15 protein-coding genes are annotated in these 19315 nt (G+C 39.6%); 14 read left to right on the top strand and 1 reads right to left on the bottom strand.

The window, feature by feature from the left end:
• Positions 1 to 76 precede the first annotated feature (76 nt).
• On the top strand, positions 77 to 1270 hold the full coding sequence (locus NC799_RS07965) for a sn-glycerol-1-phosphate dehydrogenase (RefSeq protein ID WP_272445891.1): 1194 nt from the start codon (positions 77 to 79) through the stop codon (positions 1268 to 1270).
• 117 nt (positions 1271 to 1387) lie between these two features.
• On the opposite strand, the gene NC799_RS07960 is transcribed toward NC799_RS07965, so the two are convergent.
• On the bottom strand, positions 1388 to 1789 hold the full coding sequence (locus NC799_RS07960; protein WP_272445890.1) for a secondary thiamine-phosphate synthase enzyme YjbQ: 402 nt from the start codon (positions 1787 to 1789) through the stop codon (positions 1388 to 1390).
• Positions 1790 to 1941: 152 nt separating this feature from the next.
• Between NC799_RS07960 and NC799_RS07955 the strand changes: the two genes are divergently transcribed.
• The 13 genes from NC799_RS07955 (at position 1942) to NC799_RS07895 (ending at position 18841) form a co-directional block, all read left to right on the top strand.
• A complete protein-coding gene (locus NC799_RS07955; protein WP_272445889.1) occupies positions 1942 to 2316 on the top strand; it encodes a RidA family protein in 375 nt (124 codons plus the stop codon).
• 109 nt (positions 2317 to 2425) lie between these two features.
• Complete coding sequence (locus NC799_RS07950) at positions 2426 to 3724, top strand: purine/pyrimidine permease (protein WP_272445888.1); 1299 nt, start codon at positions 2426 to 2428, stop codon at positions 3722 to 3724.
• Between the two features lie 123 nt (positions 3725 to 3847).
• Entirely contained in the window at positions 3848 to 5572 is a 1725-nt protein-coding gene (locus tag NC799_RS07945; protein WP_272445887.1) for an ABC transporter ATP-binding protein, read from the top strand.
• Positions 5565 to 7355 carry an ABC transporter ATP-binding protein gene (locus NC799_RS07940; protein WP_272445886.1) on the top strand — a complete coding sequence of 597 codons (1791 nt, stop codon included), beginning with the start codon at positions 5565 to 5567 and terminating at the stop codon, positions 7353 to 7355. The genes NC799_RS07945 and NC799_RS07940 overlap by 8 nt, the downstream gene beginning before the upstream one ends.
• Positions 7356 to 7458: 103 nt before the next feature.
• The gene (gene helD, locus NC799_RS07935; RefSeq protein WP_272445885.1) at positions 7459 to 9819 is read left to right on the top strand and encodes an RNA polymerase recycling motor HelD; all 2361 of its coding nucleotides are present in this window, start codon (positions 7459 to 7461) and stop codon (positions 9817 to 9819) included.
• Between the two features lie 590 nt (positions 9820 to 10409).
• A complete protein-coding gene (locus NC799_RS07930) occupies positions 10410 to 11978 on the top strand; it encodes a BCCT family transporter (RefSeq protein WP_272446079.1) in 1569 nt (522 codons plus the stop codon).
• A gap of 3 nt (positions 11979 to 11981) precedes the next feature.
• Complete coding sequence (locus NC799_RS07925) at positions 11982 to 12116, top strand: hypothetical protein (protein WP_272445884.1); 135 nt, start codon at positions 11982 to 11984, stop codon at positions 12114 to 12116.
• A 434-nt stretch (positions 12117 to 12550) separates the two neighbouring features.
• The gene (locus tag NC799_RS07920) at positions 12551 to 13525 is read left to right on the top strand and encodes a ring-cleaving dioxygenase (RefSeq protein WP_272445883.1); all 975 of its coding nucleotides are present in this window, start codon (positions 12551 to 12553) and stop codon (positions 13523 to 13525) included.
• A gap of 137 nt (positions 13526 to 13662) precedes the next feature.
• The gene (locus tag NC799_RS07915; RefSeq protein ID WP_272445882.1) at positions 13663 to 14448 is read left to right on the top strand and encodes an SDR family oxidoreductase; all 786 of its coding nucleotides are present in this window, start codon (positions 13663 to 13665) and stop codon (positions 14446 to 14448) included.
• Between the two features lie 66 nt (positions 14449 to 14514).
• Complete coding sequence (locus NC799_RS07910; protein ID WP_334313853.1) at positions 14515 to 15360, top strand: HAD family hydrolase; 846 nt, start codon at positions 14515 to 14517, stop codon at positions 15358 to 15360.
• A gap of 288 nt (positions 15361 to 15648) precedes the next feature.
• Positions 15649 to 16500, top strand: coding sequence for an NAD-dependent epimerase/dehydratase family protein (locus NC799_RS07905; protein WP_272445881.1), 852 nt, complete (start codon positions 15649 to 15651; stop codon positions 16498 to 16500).
• Positions 16501 to 16518: 18 nt separating this feature from the next.
• Positions 16519 to 17502 (top strand): aldo/keto reductase, encoded by a 984-nt coding sequence (locus NC799_RS07900; RefSeq protein ID WP_272445880.1) that lies wholly within the window; start codon positions 16519 to 16521, stop codon positions 17500 to 17502.
• A 127-nt stretch (positions 17503 to 17629) separates the two neighbouring features.
• Positions 17630 to 18841, top strand: coding sequence for an ROK family transcriptional regulator (locus tag NC799_RS07895; protein ID WP_272445879.1), 1212 nt, complete (start codon positions 17630 to 17632; stop codon positions 18839 to 18841).
• Positions 18842 to 19315 lie beyond the last annotated feature (474 nt).

The following is a 19315-nucleotide window of genomic DNA, read 5'->3' as shown; positions in this document are numbered from 1 at the left end:
CGGGGGGACGGTCCTCCCGACAATTTTTATCGAATAGAACGGTTTAAAATAATGGATTGGAAAGGATCTGTTTAGAATGGATGTTAGGAAACAGTTAGAGCAGCTTTGTAAAGAATTAAATGTGACAGATGTAAATTTTCCTGAAATAACCGTGCAGAACAAAGCGATTGAACTAGTTCCTCCTTATTTAACAAAGCAAGGTTATGAGCGTATTGTCTTAGTCGTTGACTATCATACGAAAAAAGTGGCAGGGGATCATTTAGCTAGTTTGTTAACGGATGTTTTTGAAACGACGATTGTTAACTTACAACCAAATAATCATGGGCAAGTCATTGCTGATGAACAAGCGATGGTCCAATTAATGATCGAAACGCCTCATGATACAGATGTATTTTTGGCTGTTGGTTCGGGTACGATCCATGATATCGTAAGGTTTGCTGGATATAAAATGGATATTCCGTTTATTTCCATACCGACAGCTGCATCTGTGGATGGATTCACTTCAAAAGGCGCTCCGTTAATCCTCAGAGGAGTTAAACAAACAATTCAGACAGCCTCACCAATGGCGCTTTTTGCCGATATTGATATTTTGAAGGCGGCACCAAAAGAAATGACTGCTGCAGGCTTTGGCGATATATTAGGCAAATATACGTCTTTACTAGATTGGAAAATTTCGGATTTGATAGGGAAAGAACCATACTATCAACTTGCAGCAGATATGACAAGAGCTTCATTAGAAAAGTGCGTCAACAATGCTGAAAAAATCGCCAATGCAGATGACGAGGGAATTGAAATTCTAATTCATTCCTTAATTGAATCTGGCTTAGTCATGCTAGTGCTAGATTTCTCAAGACCAGCTTCCGGTGGAGAGCACCATCTATCACACTATTGGGAAATGGATTTGCTAGATAAAGATGCTCATCAACTGCTACACGGGGCTAAGGTAGGCGTAACTACTACTATCATTTCGGATTTATATCGTAAAATGCTGCCAAGTCTTGCTGTCGATACTAGTAATGGCTCTGAATTGGTTAAACTTTTCCGTACGCATTTTGAGGAAATAAAACAAGAGATAGATGCATTGCCGAGTGTCGAGGAGTTGCGCGGGTTACTCAAGTTAGTCGGTGGACCAACAACGCCAGAAGAGTTGGATATTGACGTTGCGCTTGTAAGAATGAGTCTGAATGAAGCGTTTAAATTGCGCGAGCGTTGCACGGGATTATATATCATTAATCAATTGAAAAAGGAAGAGATTCCATATCCAATTTAAATCGTTGCCCCTTAAACGATTCCAATTAAGGAGATGTTTTCAATAACTGACATAAGAATTGGCTACAGCAACATCTGTGCCAATTCTTACTTTAAAAGATAAGAAAGCATAAACCGATCAACCATTAACCACCTTGACGAGAAACTTTCGCTGTCTTGGCCCATCAAATTCACAAAAATAAATTCCTTGCCATGTACCTAGTACGAGACGACCATCAGTAATCACTAAAGTTTGGGCATGTCCTACTGTACTTGTTTTTAGATGGGCAGCCGTATTCCCTTCGATATGCCTATCTTTCGGATGTTCCCAAGGATAGACCTCATCAAGCCGCATTAAAAAATCTGTTTTTACATCTGGGTCAGCATTTTCGTTAACAGTAATCCCTGCTGTTGTATGTAGCGAAGAAACGATAATTATTCCATCCCGAATTCCATTTTCATCAATCCATGCCTGAACTTCTGAGGTGACCTCAATCATTTGGTCTCGTCTGTCTGTTTTTAAATAGAACGTATTTTCCATCAAATCATCCTCCAACTAGTCTCTATCTTATAGTCAACTATATTAAGTGTCAGGAAGCAACCCTTAGGTCGAAATCAGCATCTACAATTGGACATTGATGGGGCTAATTGTGGTAGTATCTAATTAACATATCTATTTAGGGGGAAGAAAAAATGGTAAAAGCAATTCATACTAACAATGCTCCACAAGCAATTGGTCCATATTCACAAGCAATTGACCTTGGTGACTTAGTTTTTGTATCTGGACAAATTCCGATTAATCCTGAAACTGGTGAAATTGTTGAAGGAATTGAAAATCAAACAGCACAAGTATTGAAAAATTTACAAGCTATTTTAACAGAAGCAAATCTTGACTTTGCTAATGTTGTTAAGTTTACTATTTACTTAGCAAATATGGAAGACTTTGCTAAAGTGAACGAAATCTATGCTACTTTTCTAAAGGAACCATATCCTGCACGGGCATGTGTGGAAGTTAGCCGTTTGCCTAAAGATGTTAGTGTGGAAATGGATGTTATTGCTAAAAGGTAATAACGGTTAAAATACGTTCCCAAAGAATAAGAAAAAGCGACTGAATCGTCGCTTTTTCTTATTGGCAAGCCCCGGCCCGACTTGCGCTTTTCTTAAAGGAGAGTTTTTTATGGAAAAAAATAGAACACAGACTGTAATGGAGACTGCACAATGGTTTATATTTTTACTAGCAAGCTCTGTTGCAATGCCAATAGTCATTGGTGCGATATATCAAATGGACTTTGGGGAAATTGCAGGCTTGATGCAACGTACCTTTTTTGTTGTTGGGATTGCTTCGTTGCTTCAAGGCTTATTCGGCCATCGCTTGCCAATTATGGAAGGTCCAGCCGGCATTTGGATTAGTATTTTTTCAGTGATGGCGATAACTGGTACACAAAATGGCGTAAGTCTTGAAGGCTCGCTTCAGTCACTAGAAATGACAATGATATTAACAGGTGTTTTCTTATTGTTATTTGGAGTGTTTCGAGTCATAGAGAAAATATTACCTGTCTTCACACCACTAGTGACAGGGACGTTCTTCTTTTTATTAACCGTTCAGCTAAGTGGAACTTTTTTAGAAGGGATGCTAGGCCTTCAACAAGGTGCAGAATCGATTCAAGGCGATCAAGCCATTCTTGCCTTAATTACCTTTTTCATTGTGTTAGGTTTATCTGCTTTTGCTCGAGGCTGGTTAAGTAGCTATGCGGTATTAATAGGGATTATTATAGGATGGATTTCTTACCTAGTAGTAGTTGGGGGCACAGAAACGAACGAAGACGTAAGCTCTTTTGCTATTCCGGAAGTATTTGCATTTGGGCCGCCAACTTTTGACTGGAGCATTGTACCAATTGCCTTTATTACAGCTGTTATCCTGTTATCTAATGTCGTAGCATCGGTAGTTGCAGCAAGCCAGTCGATTTACGGAAAACCGACGTATAAAAGTGAACAAATGAATAAAGGGACAGCTTTTTTAGGGATTAACCATGGCTTAGCAGGAATCTTTGCCTCAGTAGCCAATGTACCACTTGCCACGTCGGCAGGGTTTATTAGCTTAACTGGTCAGAAGATGAAAATGCCGTTTGTGTATGCTTCTGTCGTACTTACTGTAATTGCCTTTTTTCCTCCTATTGTCACATTAATTTCTGGAATACCGTCTCCGATTGCAAATGCAGCTTTACTTGCAACGTTTGTCCAACTCGTTGGTCTTGCAATCCGTAATGTGACAGTTGAACCGCTAGATCAAAGGAGGGGAACAATGGTTGGGGTTAGTTACCTTTTTGGTATAGGAATTATGTTTTTACCATCACAGGTATTTAGTGATATGCCCTCAATTATTCAAAACCTTGCAAGTAACGGTCTTTTAGTAGGAACAGGTTTAATTATTTTACTTGAGCAATTGTGGAGGCCCAGTCTAAAGGTGGAGAAATAGTAGACTGTTGACAACTATCGTATGACCGGCAAGAAAAAAACTATCTTCACATACAATTTGACTACATAATGTAAAGGCTTTCCTATATAATGGAAACATCCGATTAATTACGGGGGAAAAGTGATGAGTCAGATTTTAAAATACGTAGGCACTTATAAAAAGGCAACCATTATTGCCTTGGCATTAATGGTTACCGAGTTAATTGTCGAGCTTGTCCAGCCGATGATTATGGCAACTATTATTGATGAAGGGATAGCAAAACGAGAATTTGATACAGTGATGATATGGAGTGGTGTGTTATTAGGATTAACAGTGGTAGCATTTGTAGCTGGAATTGTTAGTTCTTTTTATGCGTCAGAATCTAGTCAAGGGGTCTCGCATGACCTCCGCAGAGACTTATTTCGGCGTGTTCAATCGTTTTCAGCGTTACAAATGCAACGATTTTCTACACCATCCTTAATAACGAGGATGACAGCAGATATTACACAAATTCAAGGGCTATTATTTATGTTTATGCGAATTGGTTTACGTGCCCCGTTGTTCATTTTGTTTGGCCTTGTTGCCGCGTTATCCATTCATGCCAAATTAGCACTCATTCTCGTGCTCGTTATTCCAGTTTTAGTCGTTGTCATGTACTGGATCATGACGCAAGGGTTGACTTTATTTAGCTCGGTTCAAACAAAACTTGATGATGTCAATCGTGCTTTTCGCGAAAACTTGCTCGGCATTCGTTTAGTGAAAGCCTATCATCGTATCAATCATGAAAAGGAACGTTTCTTCAAAGTCAATCAGGTACTCGTCGAATTTAATAAAAAGGCATTATGGTTAATGGAAGTGACCATGCCGATATTAATGCTTGTTATTAACGGTAGTATTGTCGTCATTTTATGGTATGGCTACAAAGAAACTGCACAAGGAGGAGCGCAACCGGGGCAAATTGTTGCTATTTTAAATTATGCAACAAGAATGCTAGCATCCTTTGGTGTTTTTTCCTTTATTATTATGAATCTATCGAGAGGTCGAGCATCAAGTGCGAGAATTACAGAAGTACTCCAGGAAAAAGAAGAAGAGCCAATTACGGAATTAAACCAGTTAAAAGGCTCGATTAAAGGAGATATTCAGCTTCAACATGTCTCTTTCACCTACCCTAATTCGGTGGAGAAAGCGTTAGATAACATTTCTCTCGACATTAAAGCTTGGGAGAAGGTTGGTGTGCTAGGTGAGACAGGGTCAGGGAAATCAACCCTACTACAGTTGATCCCGTTGCTTTATCCAGTCACGGCTGGCAGGCTATTGATTGATGGGAAATCGGTCGGGGAGAAACAAGGCCTTATCCGTGATCATGTATCACTTGTGCCTCAAGAAGTACAGCTTTTTTCCGGCACAATCAAAGAAAACATTGCTTGGGGAAATAAACACGCAACAATGGAAGAAATTGTTCAGGCGGCAAAGGATGCAAACATTCATGACTTTATCAATCAATTAGAAGAAGGCTACGAAACTAAAATTGGTCAACGCGGGGTTAATTTATCTGGTGGTCAAAAGCAGCGTGTCTCGATTGCGCGTGCATTAATTAAAAATCCGAGCATTCTTCTGTTAGATGATAGTACCAGTGCCCTTGATGCAAAGACAGAAAGGAAAGTCTTACAAGCTATTAAGGATAGAAAGTGTACAACAGTGATTGTTGCCCAAAAGGTTAGCTCGGTTATTGATGCAGACCAAATTGTTATTTTACAGCATGGTAAGGTTGTTGGAATAGGTAGTCATGCCGATTTGCTAGCAGACAACACAATGTACCGACAAATCTATCAATCTCAGATGAACGAGGATGTGATCAGTCATGGCTAGGCATCAAGCCGTAAACAAAACGAGACCAACGATACAGAACTTATCCGGAACAATATTCCGAGTCGTTCAATACATGTCCGATTATAAAAAACTATTTTTCGTTGTTATTTTGATGGTAATTATTAGCTCGGTATTATCCTTGCTTGGTCCGTACTTTCTTGGAGCTGCCGTAGATGATTTAATTAAGAATTTAGATGGCACATACCTCGTTCAGATGATTATTCTGTTACTAGTCATTTTTGTCTTACAGTCGATTACCACTTGGTTGCAAAATTACTGGATGATTACGGTTGCGCAAAATACTATTTTTTCTATGCGAAAGCATTTATTTTCTCACGTCCTAACATTACCGTTACTCTTTTTTCAAAAACGACAAAGCGGGGACTTGATGAGTCGATTAACGAACGATGTCGAAAACGTTAGCAGGACATTAAACACAGCAGTAATCCAACTAATAACGAGTATTCTGACATTAGTTGGGACAGTGGTGATGATGGTTGTGCTCAGTCCGCTGTTAACGCTTCTTACGTTAACGATTGTTCCTTTAATGTTTTTAGGAATGAATTGGATTACGAAACGAACTAGTGTCCACTTTAAGAAACAGCAACAACAGCTTGGAGATATCAATGGCTTTATTGAGGAAACATTGTCAGGTCATAAGATGATTAAGTTGTTTTCTAAAGAGAATGAAGTCATTGAAGTGTTTGACCAAAAAAACAAAGAGCTAAAACACGAAGGCTACTGGGCCCAAGTGTATTCCGGCTTTATCCCAAAATTAATGAACAGTTTAAATAACTTAAGCTTTACGATTATTGTTGGTATCGGTGCACTTTTCGTGTTAAACGATATGATCACAATTGGGACGATTGTCACATTTACTACGTATTCGAGGCAGTTCACCCGACCGTTAAATGACCTAGCAAATCAGTATAATGTTATTCTGTCCGCTGTCGCTGGTGCAGAGCGGGTATTTGCGATTATTGACGAGGCAGAAGAAGAAGATTCCACTAAGAAGTTACCAGATTTAACAATTAAACGGGGAGAGGTAACTTTTCAATCGGTTTCATTCTCCTATGAAGCTGGTGTGGAAACGCTAAAGGATATCTCCTTCCGTGCTAAGGCAGGGGATACGGTTGCACTAGTTGGTCCAACGGGTGCTGGTAAAACAACGATTATCTCTCTATTAGCTCGGTTTTACGATGTTAATAAGGGAAAAATAATGATTGATCACCAAGATACAGCCCACTATTCACGAGCTAGTATTCGCGAGCAAATGGGGATTGTGTTGCAAGATTCCTATTTGTTTGACACGACGATTAAAGAGAATATTCGGTACGGCAAACTAGATGCTGAAGATGAAGAAGTAATTGCAGCAGCCAAGGCAGCCAACGCACATTCATTTATCGCCCAGCTGCCAAACGGTTATGATACAATTCTTGACTCGAATGGAAAAGAGATTAGTCATGGCCAACGTCAACTTATTTCTATTGCAAGAGCTGTTTTAGCAGACCCAGCCATCCTTATTTTGGATGAAGCAACGAGTAGCATTGATACGATTACAGAAATAAAGATTATTGATGCATTTCAACGTTTAATGAGAAAACGAACGAGCTTTGTCATTGCTCATCGTTTAAATACGATTCGTAATGCCGATTTAATTTTAGTTTTTGATACGGGTAAATTAATTGAGCATGGTACCCATCATGAATTAATGAAAAAGAAAGGGTATTACTACGATTTACTGACTACCCGCGACGGGGAAGGGTCACTTGGTGCAAGCTAACCGTTTAGAAAGTTATCATAGTGGGGATTACTTGATAATATAGATGCCATAGTGGTAAGATTCATTCAAATGTTAGGTTAGAGATAAGTTGGGGGTGTGCTTGATGGATCCAAACGACAAGGAATGGATTAGCGAGCAAGACCGTGTTAATAAGGTTGTTGAAGAAGTAAAAAATAAAATCGTCAAGTTAAGCGAACGAACTGCTAAAATAAAGGATCGTGTCATTGATATAAGGAAAAACTTTTGGGAAGACGTCACGGTTAACTTAGACGAGCCTGATGACATTATTGAGACGCAGGCAAGTTTAAAGCAACAAGCAGAGTTTTTATCGGAGAGAGAGCGTAGCCATGGCCAACTAAGTGAACAATTAAAAACACTTGAGCGACTGGAAGATTCACCGTATTTTGGTCGAATTGACTTCAAAGAAGAAGGCGAAAAGGATACCGAATCCATCTATATTGGGATTTCATCGTTAATGGACAAAAACGAAGATGATTTCCTTATTTACGACTGGCGTGCACCTATTTCAAGCCTTTACTATGATTATCCACCAGGCAAAGCCCAATTTGAGGCGGTTGACCAAACAATTCATGGTGAAATTGAAGTGAAGCGACAATACATAATCCGTAATGCCAAAATCAAAGGGATGTTTGATACCGGACTTACAATCGGTGACCACCTTCTTCAATCAGTCTTAGGAAATAACGCGAACACGCAAATGAAAAGCATCGTTGCAACGATTCAACGTGAGCAGAATCAAATCATTCGTAACGAAAAAAGTGATTTGTTAGTTGTCCAAGGTGTTGCTGGAAGTGGAAAAACGTCTGCAGCCCTACAGCGAGTTGCATACTTACTTTATCGTTATCGTGAAATGCTAACGGCTGACAATATCGTACTGTTTTCACCGAATCCATTATTCAATAGCTATGTTGCTACTGTACTACCAGAACTCGGCGAAGAGAACATGAAACAAACGACATTTCATCAGTATCTTGATAGCGAACTTGGTAAACAGTTTACGATTGAAACACCGTTTGAACAAATGGAATTTTATTTAAATGGATCTGGTGACACGTATGCTGACCGAGTGCAAGGGATTGGTTATAAAGCCGGTTTAGATTTCAAACGGTTGTTAGAGGATTTCGTTAGCCAACTCGGCGAAAAGGGTATTCAGTTTCGTAACTTAACTTTTCGAGGGAAACGGATCATTACGAAAATTGAAATAGAGAATTACTTTTATCGTTTAGATGACAATCTTTCGATACCAAATCGAATGGAATTAGTATCGAAATGGTTGCTCGGTAGGCTAAAAGAAATGGAACAAGCTGAACAAAACAAGGATTGGGTATTAGAAGAAACAGAGTTACTCGGAAAAGACGAATATCTTGATATCCATCAACAATTACAAGATGAAAATATGTTTACAGAGGATACGTTTGATGATTTTTTAAGGGAAGAATATTTGCTAAGAAAACGAGTGGTTTCGAAAAAGCTTAAACCACTTAAACAAAAAGTAAAGCGGCTATTCTTTGTTGATATTAAAAAAACGTACACGAAGTTATACGTGGAAAAAAGGTTTGCGCCTAAAAAAGTCCATCAGGTTCCGAGTAATTGGGATAACATTTGTAAACAAACCGTCATCAATTTGCAAGATAAATATTTAACATGGGAAGATGCCACTCCATTTTTATATTTCAAAAAACTTATGCTGGGATTTAACGCAAATCGGTTAATTCAACATTTATTCATTGATGAGGCACAAGACTATTCTCCGTTGCAGTTTGCTTTTTTACGAAAAATGTTTCCAAGTAGCCGGGTTACGCTGCTCGGTGATATCAATCAAGCGATTTATGCACACGCCATCCATGAGGAAACGCTTTTGTCTGATAAGATGAAGGAAAAACATGAGCGGATTACCTTAACGAGAAGTTATCGGTCAACGAAACCAATTGTGGAATTTACGAAATCGTTTATGGAGCACGGACATTTAATTGAGCCATTTAACCGGGAGGGGGAAAAACCTCAGCTCGTTGAAGTGGAAAGTACGGAAATATTAAATGAAAAAATTGTCCAACAAATCAATGAATATCAAGAAACAGGTTACGAAACAATTGCAATTATTACGAAAACGATGAAAGAAGCAAAGTTTGTCTACCAGTGGTTAAGTAACCGGCTCGAGGTCAAGATTATGGATGAAGCGGCACATACCTTTCAGAAGGGATTGTTGATTATCCCTGCTTACTTGGCGAAAGGGATTGAATTTGATGCAGTCATCATTCACAATGCATCAAAAAGTCACTACAACAAAGAGTTGGAACGTAATTTATTTTACACTGCCTGTACAAGGGCGATGCATGATCTTTCTATGTTCTCACTCGGTCAACCAAGTCCATTTATTGAACAAATAAGTAAAGATAAGTTTAAACACTATAAGGTCCATGCGATCCAAAAAAGCAACAGGTAACTCTGTTGCTTTTTTGGACGCGTTTCTATAGGGTTTGAGCAAACTAAGACCGAACTGCTTAGGTAGTTGCTTTTTGCGGGGGTTGTTGAATCTGAAAAAGGTGGTTTAACAATATTCGATTTAGGGTAAAGGGTTATTAAATTTAACTATGATAAACTAATAATTGTTCCCGATCATCTACTAGGTAATGGTTAGTTGTCTTATTCCAATCGAAACTGAATTAACCCTTATGATTAAGCTTTGGTTGCTCTATCATAATTGACAAAAATGTGTCATAAACCTATAATGTAATACTATGTTATACTGCGTAGTTTTCAAAAAGGGGTGAAGTGGTTTTTGCTAGCATAAAATAAAAGTAATCATAAAAAAGAAAGTGTCAGCTAAAAATAATGTAAGCAAGCCGATGGTTTCTACTCAGGTGCAAGTCAAGTGTAAATTATTCAATTTTTTATGTTTTGTTCTAATTAATAGTTATTAACTGAATAATTTTCCCATCCAATGGTCTGCAATGACAGATATAGAGAGGGAACAGTTATTGTAGGCACTTGCTTCTAAAACTTAGGAGGAAAAAAGTGCGCAAAGAAGATAGTATGACAACAAAGACAACGACAGATAAGACGGTTTTATTGGTTAGTGGAGGATTATTAACACTGTTTGTTATCTTCTCCATCATTGATTTAGGCATGGTTGAAACATGGATTAATACTTCATTTGCTTTTTCAGCAAAGTATTTTGGTGCATATTGGGAACTTTTGCTTTTAGCAAACTTTGTCATCGGAATTGGCTTAGCAATTTCAAAGTATGGTAAGGTTCGCTTAGGGAAAAAGGAAAAACCAGAAAATGGGTATTACAGATGGATAGCGATGATTCTATGTACACTACTTGCTAGTGGTGGAGTTTTCTGGGCTGCCTCAGAACCGATGATGCATTTTATATCAAATCCCCCATTATTTGATGATAATTCCTCAACATTAGCTGGTGTTGAACCTGCTTTAGCTCAATCTTTTTTTGATTGGGGTTTCCTAGCGTGGGCTATTCTAGGAACGTTGGCAACCATTTTGTTAATGTACACGCACTATCATAAGGGATTACCAATGAAACCAAGAGCATTTTTGTATCCAGTTTTTGGTGAAAAAATATTCCATAAAAGTGTGATTGGAAGTACTGCTGATATTGTTTCGATTGTGGCGGTTGCTGCTGGAACTATGGGTCCTATTGGTTTCTTAGGTCTTCAGCTTGGCTATGGATTAAACTGGCTGTTTGGTATTCCAAACACACTAGTAACAAATATTATTATTGTTGGTGCCCTAGTTGTGATTGCAGCTATTTCTGTTGCAACAGGAGTCGATCGTGGGATTCAATTTTTAAGTAGAGTAAACGTTGGACTGACTGTGTTTTTAGCAATTAGCATATTAATTTTAGGTCCGACGATGTTTATTATTAATAAGTTTGTGTCCGCATCAGGTTTTCAGCTACAGAACATGTTTACCATGGCGCTTTATCAAGGTGACCAAGCGTGGCTAGGCTGGTGGACAGTCTTTTTCTGGGGTTGGTTTTTAGGGTATGCCCCAATGATGGCTATTTTCATCGCCAGAATATCAAGAGGAAGAACAATACGTGAGCTTATCATTGCCGTTTCGATTGTTGCTCCAATAGTTACGAATTTTTGGTTTACTGTAGTTGGTGGAACGGGTATTAAAATCGAATTAGATAACCCTGGTGCTATTTCAGGACCGCTTAATGAGAATGGAATGCCGGCAGCGGTTATGTCGATCATGGACCAACTCCCGTTAGGATTTTTACTAGCGATTGGATTCCTAATAGTAACGCTAGTATTTGTATCCACAACAGTTGATTCCATTTCCTATACGGTTGCTGTATCCTTAACGGGTGATGATGAACCAAACCGATTTATTCGAGTATTTTGGGTAATTATGTTTGGTATTGTATCTGCCATACTTTTAGCTATTGGTGAAAACAGTGTTTCTGCTATTCAAAACTCGATCGTAGTGACGGCTGTACCAGTATCAATCATCATGCTGCCAACCCTTTGGGGTGCTGTTCAAGTAGCTCGCAAAATGGCAGTAGAACAAGGGATTACCTCCGAGGTACCGGCTAGGGGTACGAAAAAAGCTAGTAAGAAAGAACAAGAAGCATAAAGAATGAACTTATCCGTCAACAACGTAATTCACGTCGTTGGCGGATTTTTTGTTGGCTCGTTTTCTGTCGTTTGTGCTTTTGTCATAGCAGTTGATGGACACGTACTACGCAACAAAAAGTCCTTATGTGCCCAATAAGTGTTCATTTGTTTTAGAGTTGGTCACATAAATGCTTTATGGAACCAAAACAATTTGTGAAATTGAAAAGCGGTAACATAAACAGTTTTATGTAACCCGAAAAGACAGTTGGCAACGAGAAATGGTAATATAAATCAATTTATCTTACCATTACCAACTGAAAAGGGCATTGTTCGGTTACGTAAAGATTCTTATGTTACCCTCACAGGTTCTTTCCCCATCTTGTTGGTAAGATAAAAGAATTTACGAGCCCCAAATAGACTACTGCATTCTAAAATCGGCACGAAACACGTGAACCAAGGGCACACACTCTTTCGACCCACGTTTTTAGAATGCACATGACAAATAATTTGGATTCGCGGAGATTGTTGATTATAGTAAGAGTAAGAATGAGGGTAAACTAAAATAGAACCAGCTAGAGGGGTTGATTTTAAATGGAATTAAAAGGAATTCACCACGTATCTGCGATTACCGCCAATGCTAAAAATAACTATCAGTTCTACACGGAGATACTCGGTATGAGGTTAGTCAAAAAATCGGTTAATCAAGATGATGCATGTATGTATCACTTGTTTTATGCCGATGAGATTGGTAATCCTGGGACCGATTTAACTTTTTTTGAAATTGTACGGGCCGGACATACGTACGAGGGCAACAATAGCATCTCGTTAACATCGTTACGGGTCAGTGATGATGATGCATTAGTTTATTGGAAAAAAAGATTGGAGCAATATGGGGTGGACCATGATGAAATAAAGCAGCAATTCGGCAGGTCCATTTTGCATTTTAGAGACCCAGAGGGACAACGACTTGCTTTAGTGTCTGATCAAACAAACAATGGTGTAAAGGCAGGAGTACCTTGGGCGAAAAGTCCTGTACCAACCGCCAAAGGAATTACAGGACTTGGACCAGTTAAGCTTACTGTTCCGGATCCATCACCAACGGTAAAAGTGATAACAGATGTGTTGGGATTTAGATATGTGGATAGTTATCCATCGCCACTTGTTGGGCAACCAGAAATGGAGGTTTATGAGACAGGGGAAGGTGGAACAGGTGCTGAGGTGCATATCGAACATCGGACCGATATCCCAAAGGAACGCCCAGGTCGTGGGAGCGTGCACCACGTAGCATTTCGGGTTAACGATGAAGAAGAATTAGCAGCATGGCACGACAAGGTTAAAAAAGCCCGAATGCCGAACTCGGGCTTAGTTGATCGCTATTATTTCCAATCCCTTTATTTTCGTGAGCCGAATGGGATTTTGTTTGAACTTGCCACCGATGGGCCAGGGTTTGCAACCGATGAAGATGTGGAGCATTTAGGTGAAAAACTTGCGCTACCACCGTTTTTGGAAGATAAACGTATGCAAATTGAGGCAAATTTAACGCGACTAGATACAAATTGTAATTAGCAATTCCTAATCAAAGTAACATTTCCAACTGTTGCCTACCCAACAATCCTAATCATATAACTCAAAAACTTTCCATTTATATCGTATATCTCTCTTCCAAAAAACTCACATTAATAACGACTAAAGGAGGAGATTGTATGATAGGAGCAATGACAGGGAAAGTGGCAATTATTACCGGAGCAAGCTCTGGGATAGGAAAAGCAACTGCTATTAAATTAGCGCAAGCGGGCGTGAAGATAGGTTTAGTTGACCTGAAAGAAGAGAACGCAGAAAAGACGAAACAAGTGATTGAGAACATTGGTGGGGAAGCAGTTATTACCGATACCGATGTTTCTGATCCAAAACGCGTCGAGGATAGTATTAATCAAGTTGTCCAAGCATTTGGTGGACTGGATTATGTTTTTGCAAATGCAGGAATTAATGGCAAAGTAACTTCGATTGAAGAAATGACACCAGAGGAATGGGACCAAACACTGACAACGAACTTAAAAAGTACATTTTTAACAACCAAATATGCGATTCCTCATATGAAGAAAAACGGTGGCAGTATTGTCATTACTAGCTCTATTAATGGTAACAGGGAATTTAAAAATATCGGTATGTCTGCATATAGTTCAAGTAAAGCAGGTCAAATGGCATTTGGGAAAATGGCGGCATTGGAGCTGTCTAACTACGGGATTCGTGTCAATATCATTTGTCCTGGAGCAATTAACACCAATATTGGAAAAAACACCTTTAAGGAAAAAGGGGAACTAAAGAAAGTTCAAATTCCGGTAAAATATCCAGAAGGAAATCAGCCGTTAGAGCATAAGCCAGGTGAGCCGGAACAAGTTGCCGACCTTGTTCACTTCTTGATGTCAGATGCGGCTAGCCACATTACAGGTACAGAAGTATATATTGATGGTGGTCAAACCTTGCTTTAAGTTGTTAGTCACACGTATTAATGGCAACGCGATATAATGGACAAAAAAATAGGGGGATAAAAGATTTTGAATACAAAAATGATTGTATTGGATATGGACGGGACAATCCTTAACCATCATAATCAAGTGACAGACCAGACGAGAGAAACAATCAAGAAGCTCCGAGACAAAGGTTTTCTTGTCTGCATTGCAACGGGAAGGTCTTATAATGAGATTAATCAAGTAGCACCGGATATAGAGGTCGATGGTATCATTAGTGCAAATGGAATGGATGTATATATCGCAGAAGACAAGATTAAAGAAAATTCACTAGACTTATCATTAGTTAAAAGGATTGTTGAAATGGCAAGAGACGACCAGGTCTACTATGAAGTGCATCCAAACGATGGTCCATGTGTCTCTTTCATTCGGGACCGAGCGTTTATGGAACAAGAAATAGAAGAACCAAAACCTGACAGTGTCGGCATTAATGAGTGGTTATCGCGTAAGGCTGCAATTGCTAAAGATATTCACTGGGTGGAAGAGCTGCCTGATAAGAGCTATGCAAAGTTCTATTTCTTTGCTCGAACTGAAGAGAAAATAAATCGTTGGATGACTCGATTAGACCAACTGAAAAAAGAGGTTGACTTTACCACGTCGAGCTCAACGAATCATAATGTTGAATTGATGGTCGCCAATGTAAACAAAGCAACCGGCATCGAGCATTTACTAGATCATTTTCAACTAGAGCCTGAGGATATTCTTGCGATTGGCGACAGTGATAACGATATCCCCATGCTCAAGTTTGTTGGTTACCCGGTAGTAATGAAAAATGGGACCGATACAATTAAGGCCCTCGCTAAGGAAGTAACTGAAAAAACATGCGATCAGGATGGGGTTTCCGATTATTTAACTAGAAAATACCAGATTTAAATTAAATTTGTATCTAGGGCTAGGGATAAAAGTGACCTAGCCTTTTTGCAAGATAAGAAAGTATAAAAGAATCCAAGAGCTGTCTAGCTTCAGCGCCTAGCCCGCCTGAGGTCATAAGTCTAGCAAGGCGCTTACGCTTTTCTTATTCACATCGAGTCTGAATACGGTCAGGTAATCACACTTTAGAAAGACTATAGGAACAAATCACATGCGTATCTTTTTCCATCCGACGAACAAAGTAGTATAATACTACTTGAAAACGCAAACAAATTTGATGGGGTGTTAGTAATGAAAAAAGTAGTAGTTACCGGTGGAAGTGGATTGTTAGGACCATCTGTCATTCAAGAATTTCTAGACCATGGCTATGCTGTCCTTAACGTTGATACTAGATTACCTGAAAACCCGCTTTGTGAAACGAGAATCGCTGATTTAACTCAATTAGGACAAGCCTATGATGTACTTGCGGGTGCTGATGCAGTTGTTCACCTTGCAGCTTATCCAAGACCATACATAGTTACAAACGATGAAACATTTAGAACAAATTCAATGACTACTTATAACATCTTAGAGGCAGCTGGGACTCTAGGAATAAAAAAGGCAGTCATTACGTCTAGTGAATCTTCCTATGGTATCTGTTTTGCGAAAAGTGATTTAGGACCACAATACGTACCGATGGACGAGAATCACCCACAGGTACCAGAAGATCCTTATGCTTTATCTAAAATAGTTAATGAAAAGACTGCGGAAATGATGAATAATCGCTTTGGTATGCAAGTGGTTTCACTACGAATCGGTAATGTCATCGCACCACATATGTATAAAAATTTCCCTGGTTTTATCCATAATCCGGAAGAAAGAAAGCCGATTTTATGGAGTTATATTGATGCAAGAGACGCAGCAATAGTCTATCGTCTATCGATTGAGAAAGATGGCCTAGGTACAGCAATTCTTAATGTTGCTGCTGATAACTCAAGCATGGACATTAAGAGTCGTGATCTGATGAAAGAATGTTTCCCAGAGGTGACGGATTTCCGTGAGCCGCTAGAGGGATATGAATCATTATTAAGTAATAAAAAGGCGAAGGAATTATTAGACTGGGAGCCGAAATATAACTGGAGAGATGAAGTTAAAAAGCTGTAATAGGATGGTGAGTAAACAATGAAATATCGAAAGCTCGGTAACACGGATATGGAAATAAGTGAGCTAAGTTTTGGTACGTGGGCCATTGGTGGTTCTTGGGGGAAAACGAATGATGAGGAATCATTAAATGGCTTAGCGAGAGCAATGGATGCAGGTGTTAACTTTTTCGACACAGCTGACGTTTATGGTGGTGGACACGCTGAAGAGTTACTAGCAAAAGCAACAAAGGGCAAGGAATCAGAAATTTACATTGCATCAAAGTTTTGTCGGGCTGGTGATATCGAGGATCCACATACGTATTCCGAGGAATCTGTAACCAAGTATTTAGAGGCAACGCTTAAACGTTTAAATAGAGAAGCACTCGATTTGTATCAAATCCACTGTCCGCCGTTTGAAATCTTAAAAGACGGACGAGTGTTTGAAGTGCTCGATAAGCTTAAAGCGCAAGGTAAAATTCGTTACTACGGTGTCAGTGTCGAAACAGTCGAAGAGGGCTTGTTTTGTTTAGAACAGCCAAATGTTAGCACGCTTCAAGTGATTTTTAACATGATGAGACAGAAGCCAGCGGAAGAACTATTCCCTAAAGCATTAGAAAAACAGGTGGGTATCCTTGCGCGTGTTCCGTTAGCAAGTGGACTATTAACAGGGAAATTCTCAGTCAATCATCAGTTTGAAGAAGATGATCACCGTAATTTTAACAAAGACGGTGCAGCATTTAATGTCGGTGAGACGTTTGGTGGTATTGAATTTAATAAAGGTGTCGAATTAAGCAAACAGTTGGAATGGGTAGCTGAAGGTCGTGGCAACATGACGCGTGCAGCCTTAAAGTGGATTCTAGAGCATGAAGCCGTTTCTACTGTTATTCCCGGCTTTAAAACAGTCAAGCAAGTAGAGGATAATCTTGGTGCATTAGAAGTGAAAGATTTCAGTGCAGCCGAAATGAAGAAACTTGAAGACTTTTACCAAGCAGAAATCCACGATCATATTCGTGGACCATATTAAACCCAGAAAAAAGTTTACCGAATAGTTCTTATTTGGTAAACTTTTTTTATCTTTTAATGTATGATTAAGTAAGTTAATTAAATTAATTTACTAAATAACCTGTATAAAAACAGATAGGATGGGTATCATGCAACGTGGTAGTTTTCAGTGGATGAAATCATTAAATAAATCGATTATTTTAAATAAAATTAGGATATCGGGGCCAATTTCACGTGCGCAAATAGCGAAAGAAACGAAATTAACCCCTCCAACTGTGGGAAGTATTGTCAAAGAGTTAATCGAACAGACAATCGTAAAAGAAAGTGAACTAGGCCAATCACAAGGTGGGCGTAAACCAACGATGCTGATGATTAACCATAGCGAATTTTATGTGATTGGAATAGATGTTGGGCCACAAACTGTTGAATTTATCCTCACTGATTTGGTTGGCGATATAAAGGAAGTACTAGTAAAACCTGTGTTACATCATGTAACTAATCAGCAGTTTCTAGAGCTATTAAAAGCAGGAATTAATGAACTAATCAATCAATTTATAAAACTAAAAGATAAAATCATTGGAATTGGTGTCGCGATGCATGGTGTGGTCGATGTGGAAGCGGGTATGTCGTTGTATGCGCCAAATTTAAATTTGAGACATGTGCCAATTAAAGAGGAGCTCGAAAATACGTTTGACTATGTCGTGAAGGTTGAAAATGACGCAAGATCAATGGCTTTAGGTGAAGCGTGGTTCGGGGGTCATGAGGAAGAAGCGAACATGATGGTCATCAATATTGGTACCGGTGTTGGTGCGGGCCTCGTGATTGATGGTAAGCTTTATCACGGGGAATATGATATTGCTGGTGAAGTCGGCCACATGACGATTGATATTAACGGTCAAAAGTGTGAGTGTGGAAATTACGGATGCCTGCAAACAATCATTTCAGGGCCGGCTATCGCAGAAAGAGCTAGACAAGCTGCAAAGAGCAGGGATTCAAGTGTCTTGTTTGAATTGGTTGAGGGAGATTTATCTGAAATGACGGGGGAATTCGTATATCAAGCTGCTTTAAAACATGATCAACTAGCCCTATCAATTTTTGAAGAAGTAGGCGGGTTTATCGGTATTGGCTTAACTAACCTTATCCATATAATAAATCCTTGCAAAATAATTATCGGGGGAGGAGTAGCTAATGCAGAAGCATTTTTACTCGAACCTATTAGACAAACCATTCGCAAACGAGCGCTTACGGACAGGGCAAAAGAGACAGAAGTAGTGTTCTCTAGACTAGGAGAACATGCTACATCCCTTGGTGCAGTGGCACTAGTGTTAGTCGAATTGTTTAAGCCAAATCTGTCCGAGTAATACTAAAGCCAGAAAATCTTTATGTCAAAGAGCGACACATAGATTTTCTGTTTAAGCTTGCCTTAGGGTGGGCACTAAGGAACACTTCGGGTTACCTTTTTGACTACCGTTTGAGCGTTGCCAGCGGTGAAACGGTAGTCAAAGACCGCTAATAACGCCCGATCGCCCCCTGCCAACGGTGAAACGGTAGTCAAAGACCGCTAATAACGCCCGATCGCCCCCTGCCAACGGTGAAACGGTAGTCAAAGACCGCTAATAACGCCCGGTCGCCCCCTGCCAGCGGTGAAACGGTAGTCAAAGACCGCTAATAACGCCCGATCGCCCCCTTCCAGCGGTGAAACGGTAGTCAAAGACCGCTAATAACGCCCGATCGCCCCCTTCCAGCGGTGAAACGGTAGTCAAAGACCGCTAATAACGCCCGGTCGCCCCCTGCCAGCGGTGAAACGGTAGTCAAAGACCGCTATTAACGCCCGA

This window comes from Aquibacillus salsiterrae (genome assembly GCF_028416595.1).
GTDB lineage: Bacteria > Bacillota > Bacilli > Bacillales > Amphibacillaceae > Aquibacillus_A > Aquibacillus_A salsiterrae.
Note: the sequence above shows the minus strand (reverse complement) of the source record. Positions and strands in the feature narration are given on the sequence as shown.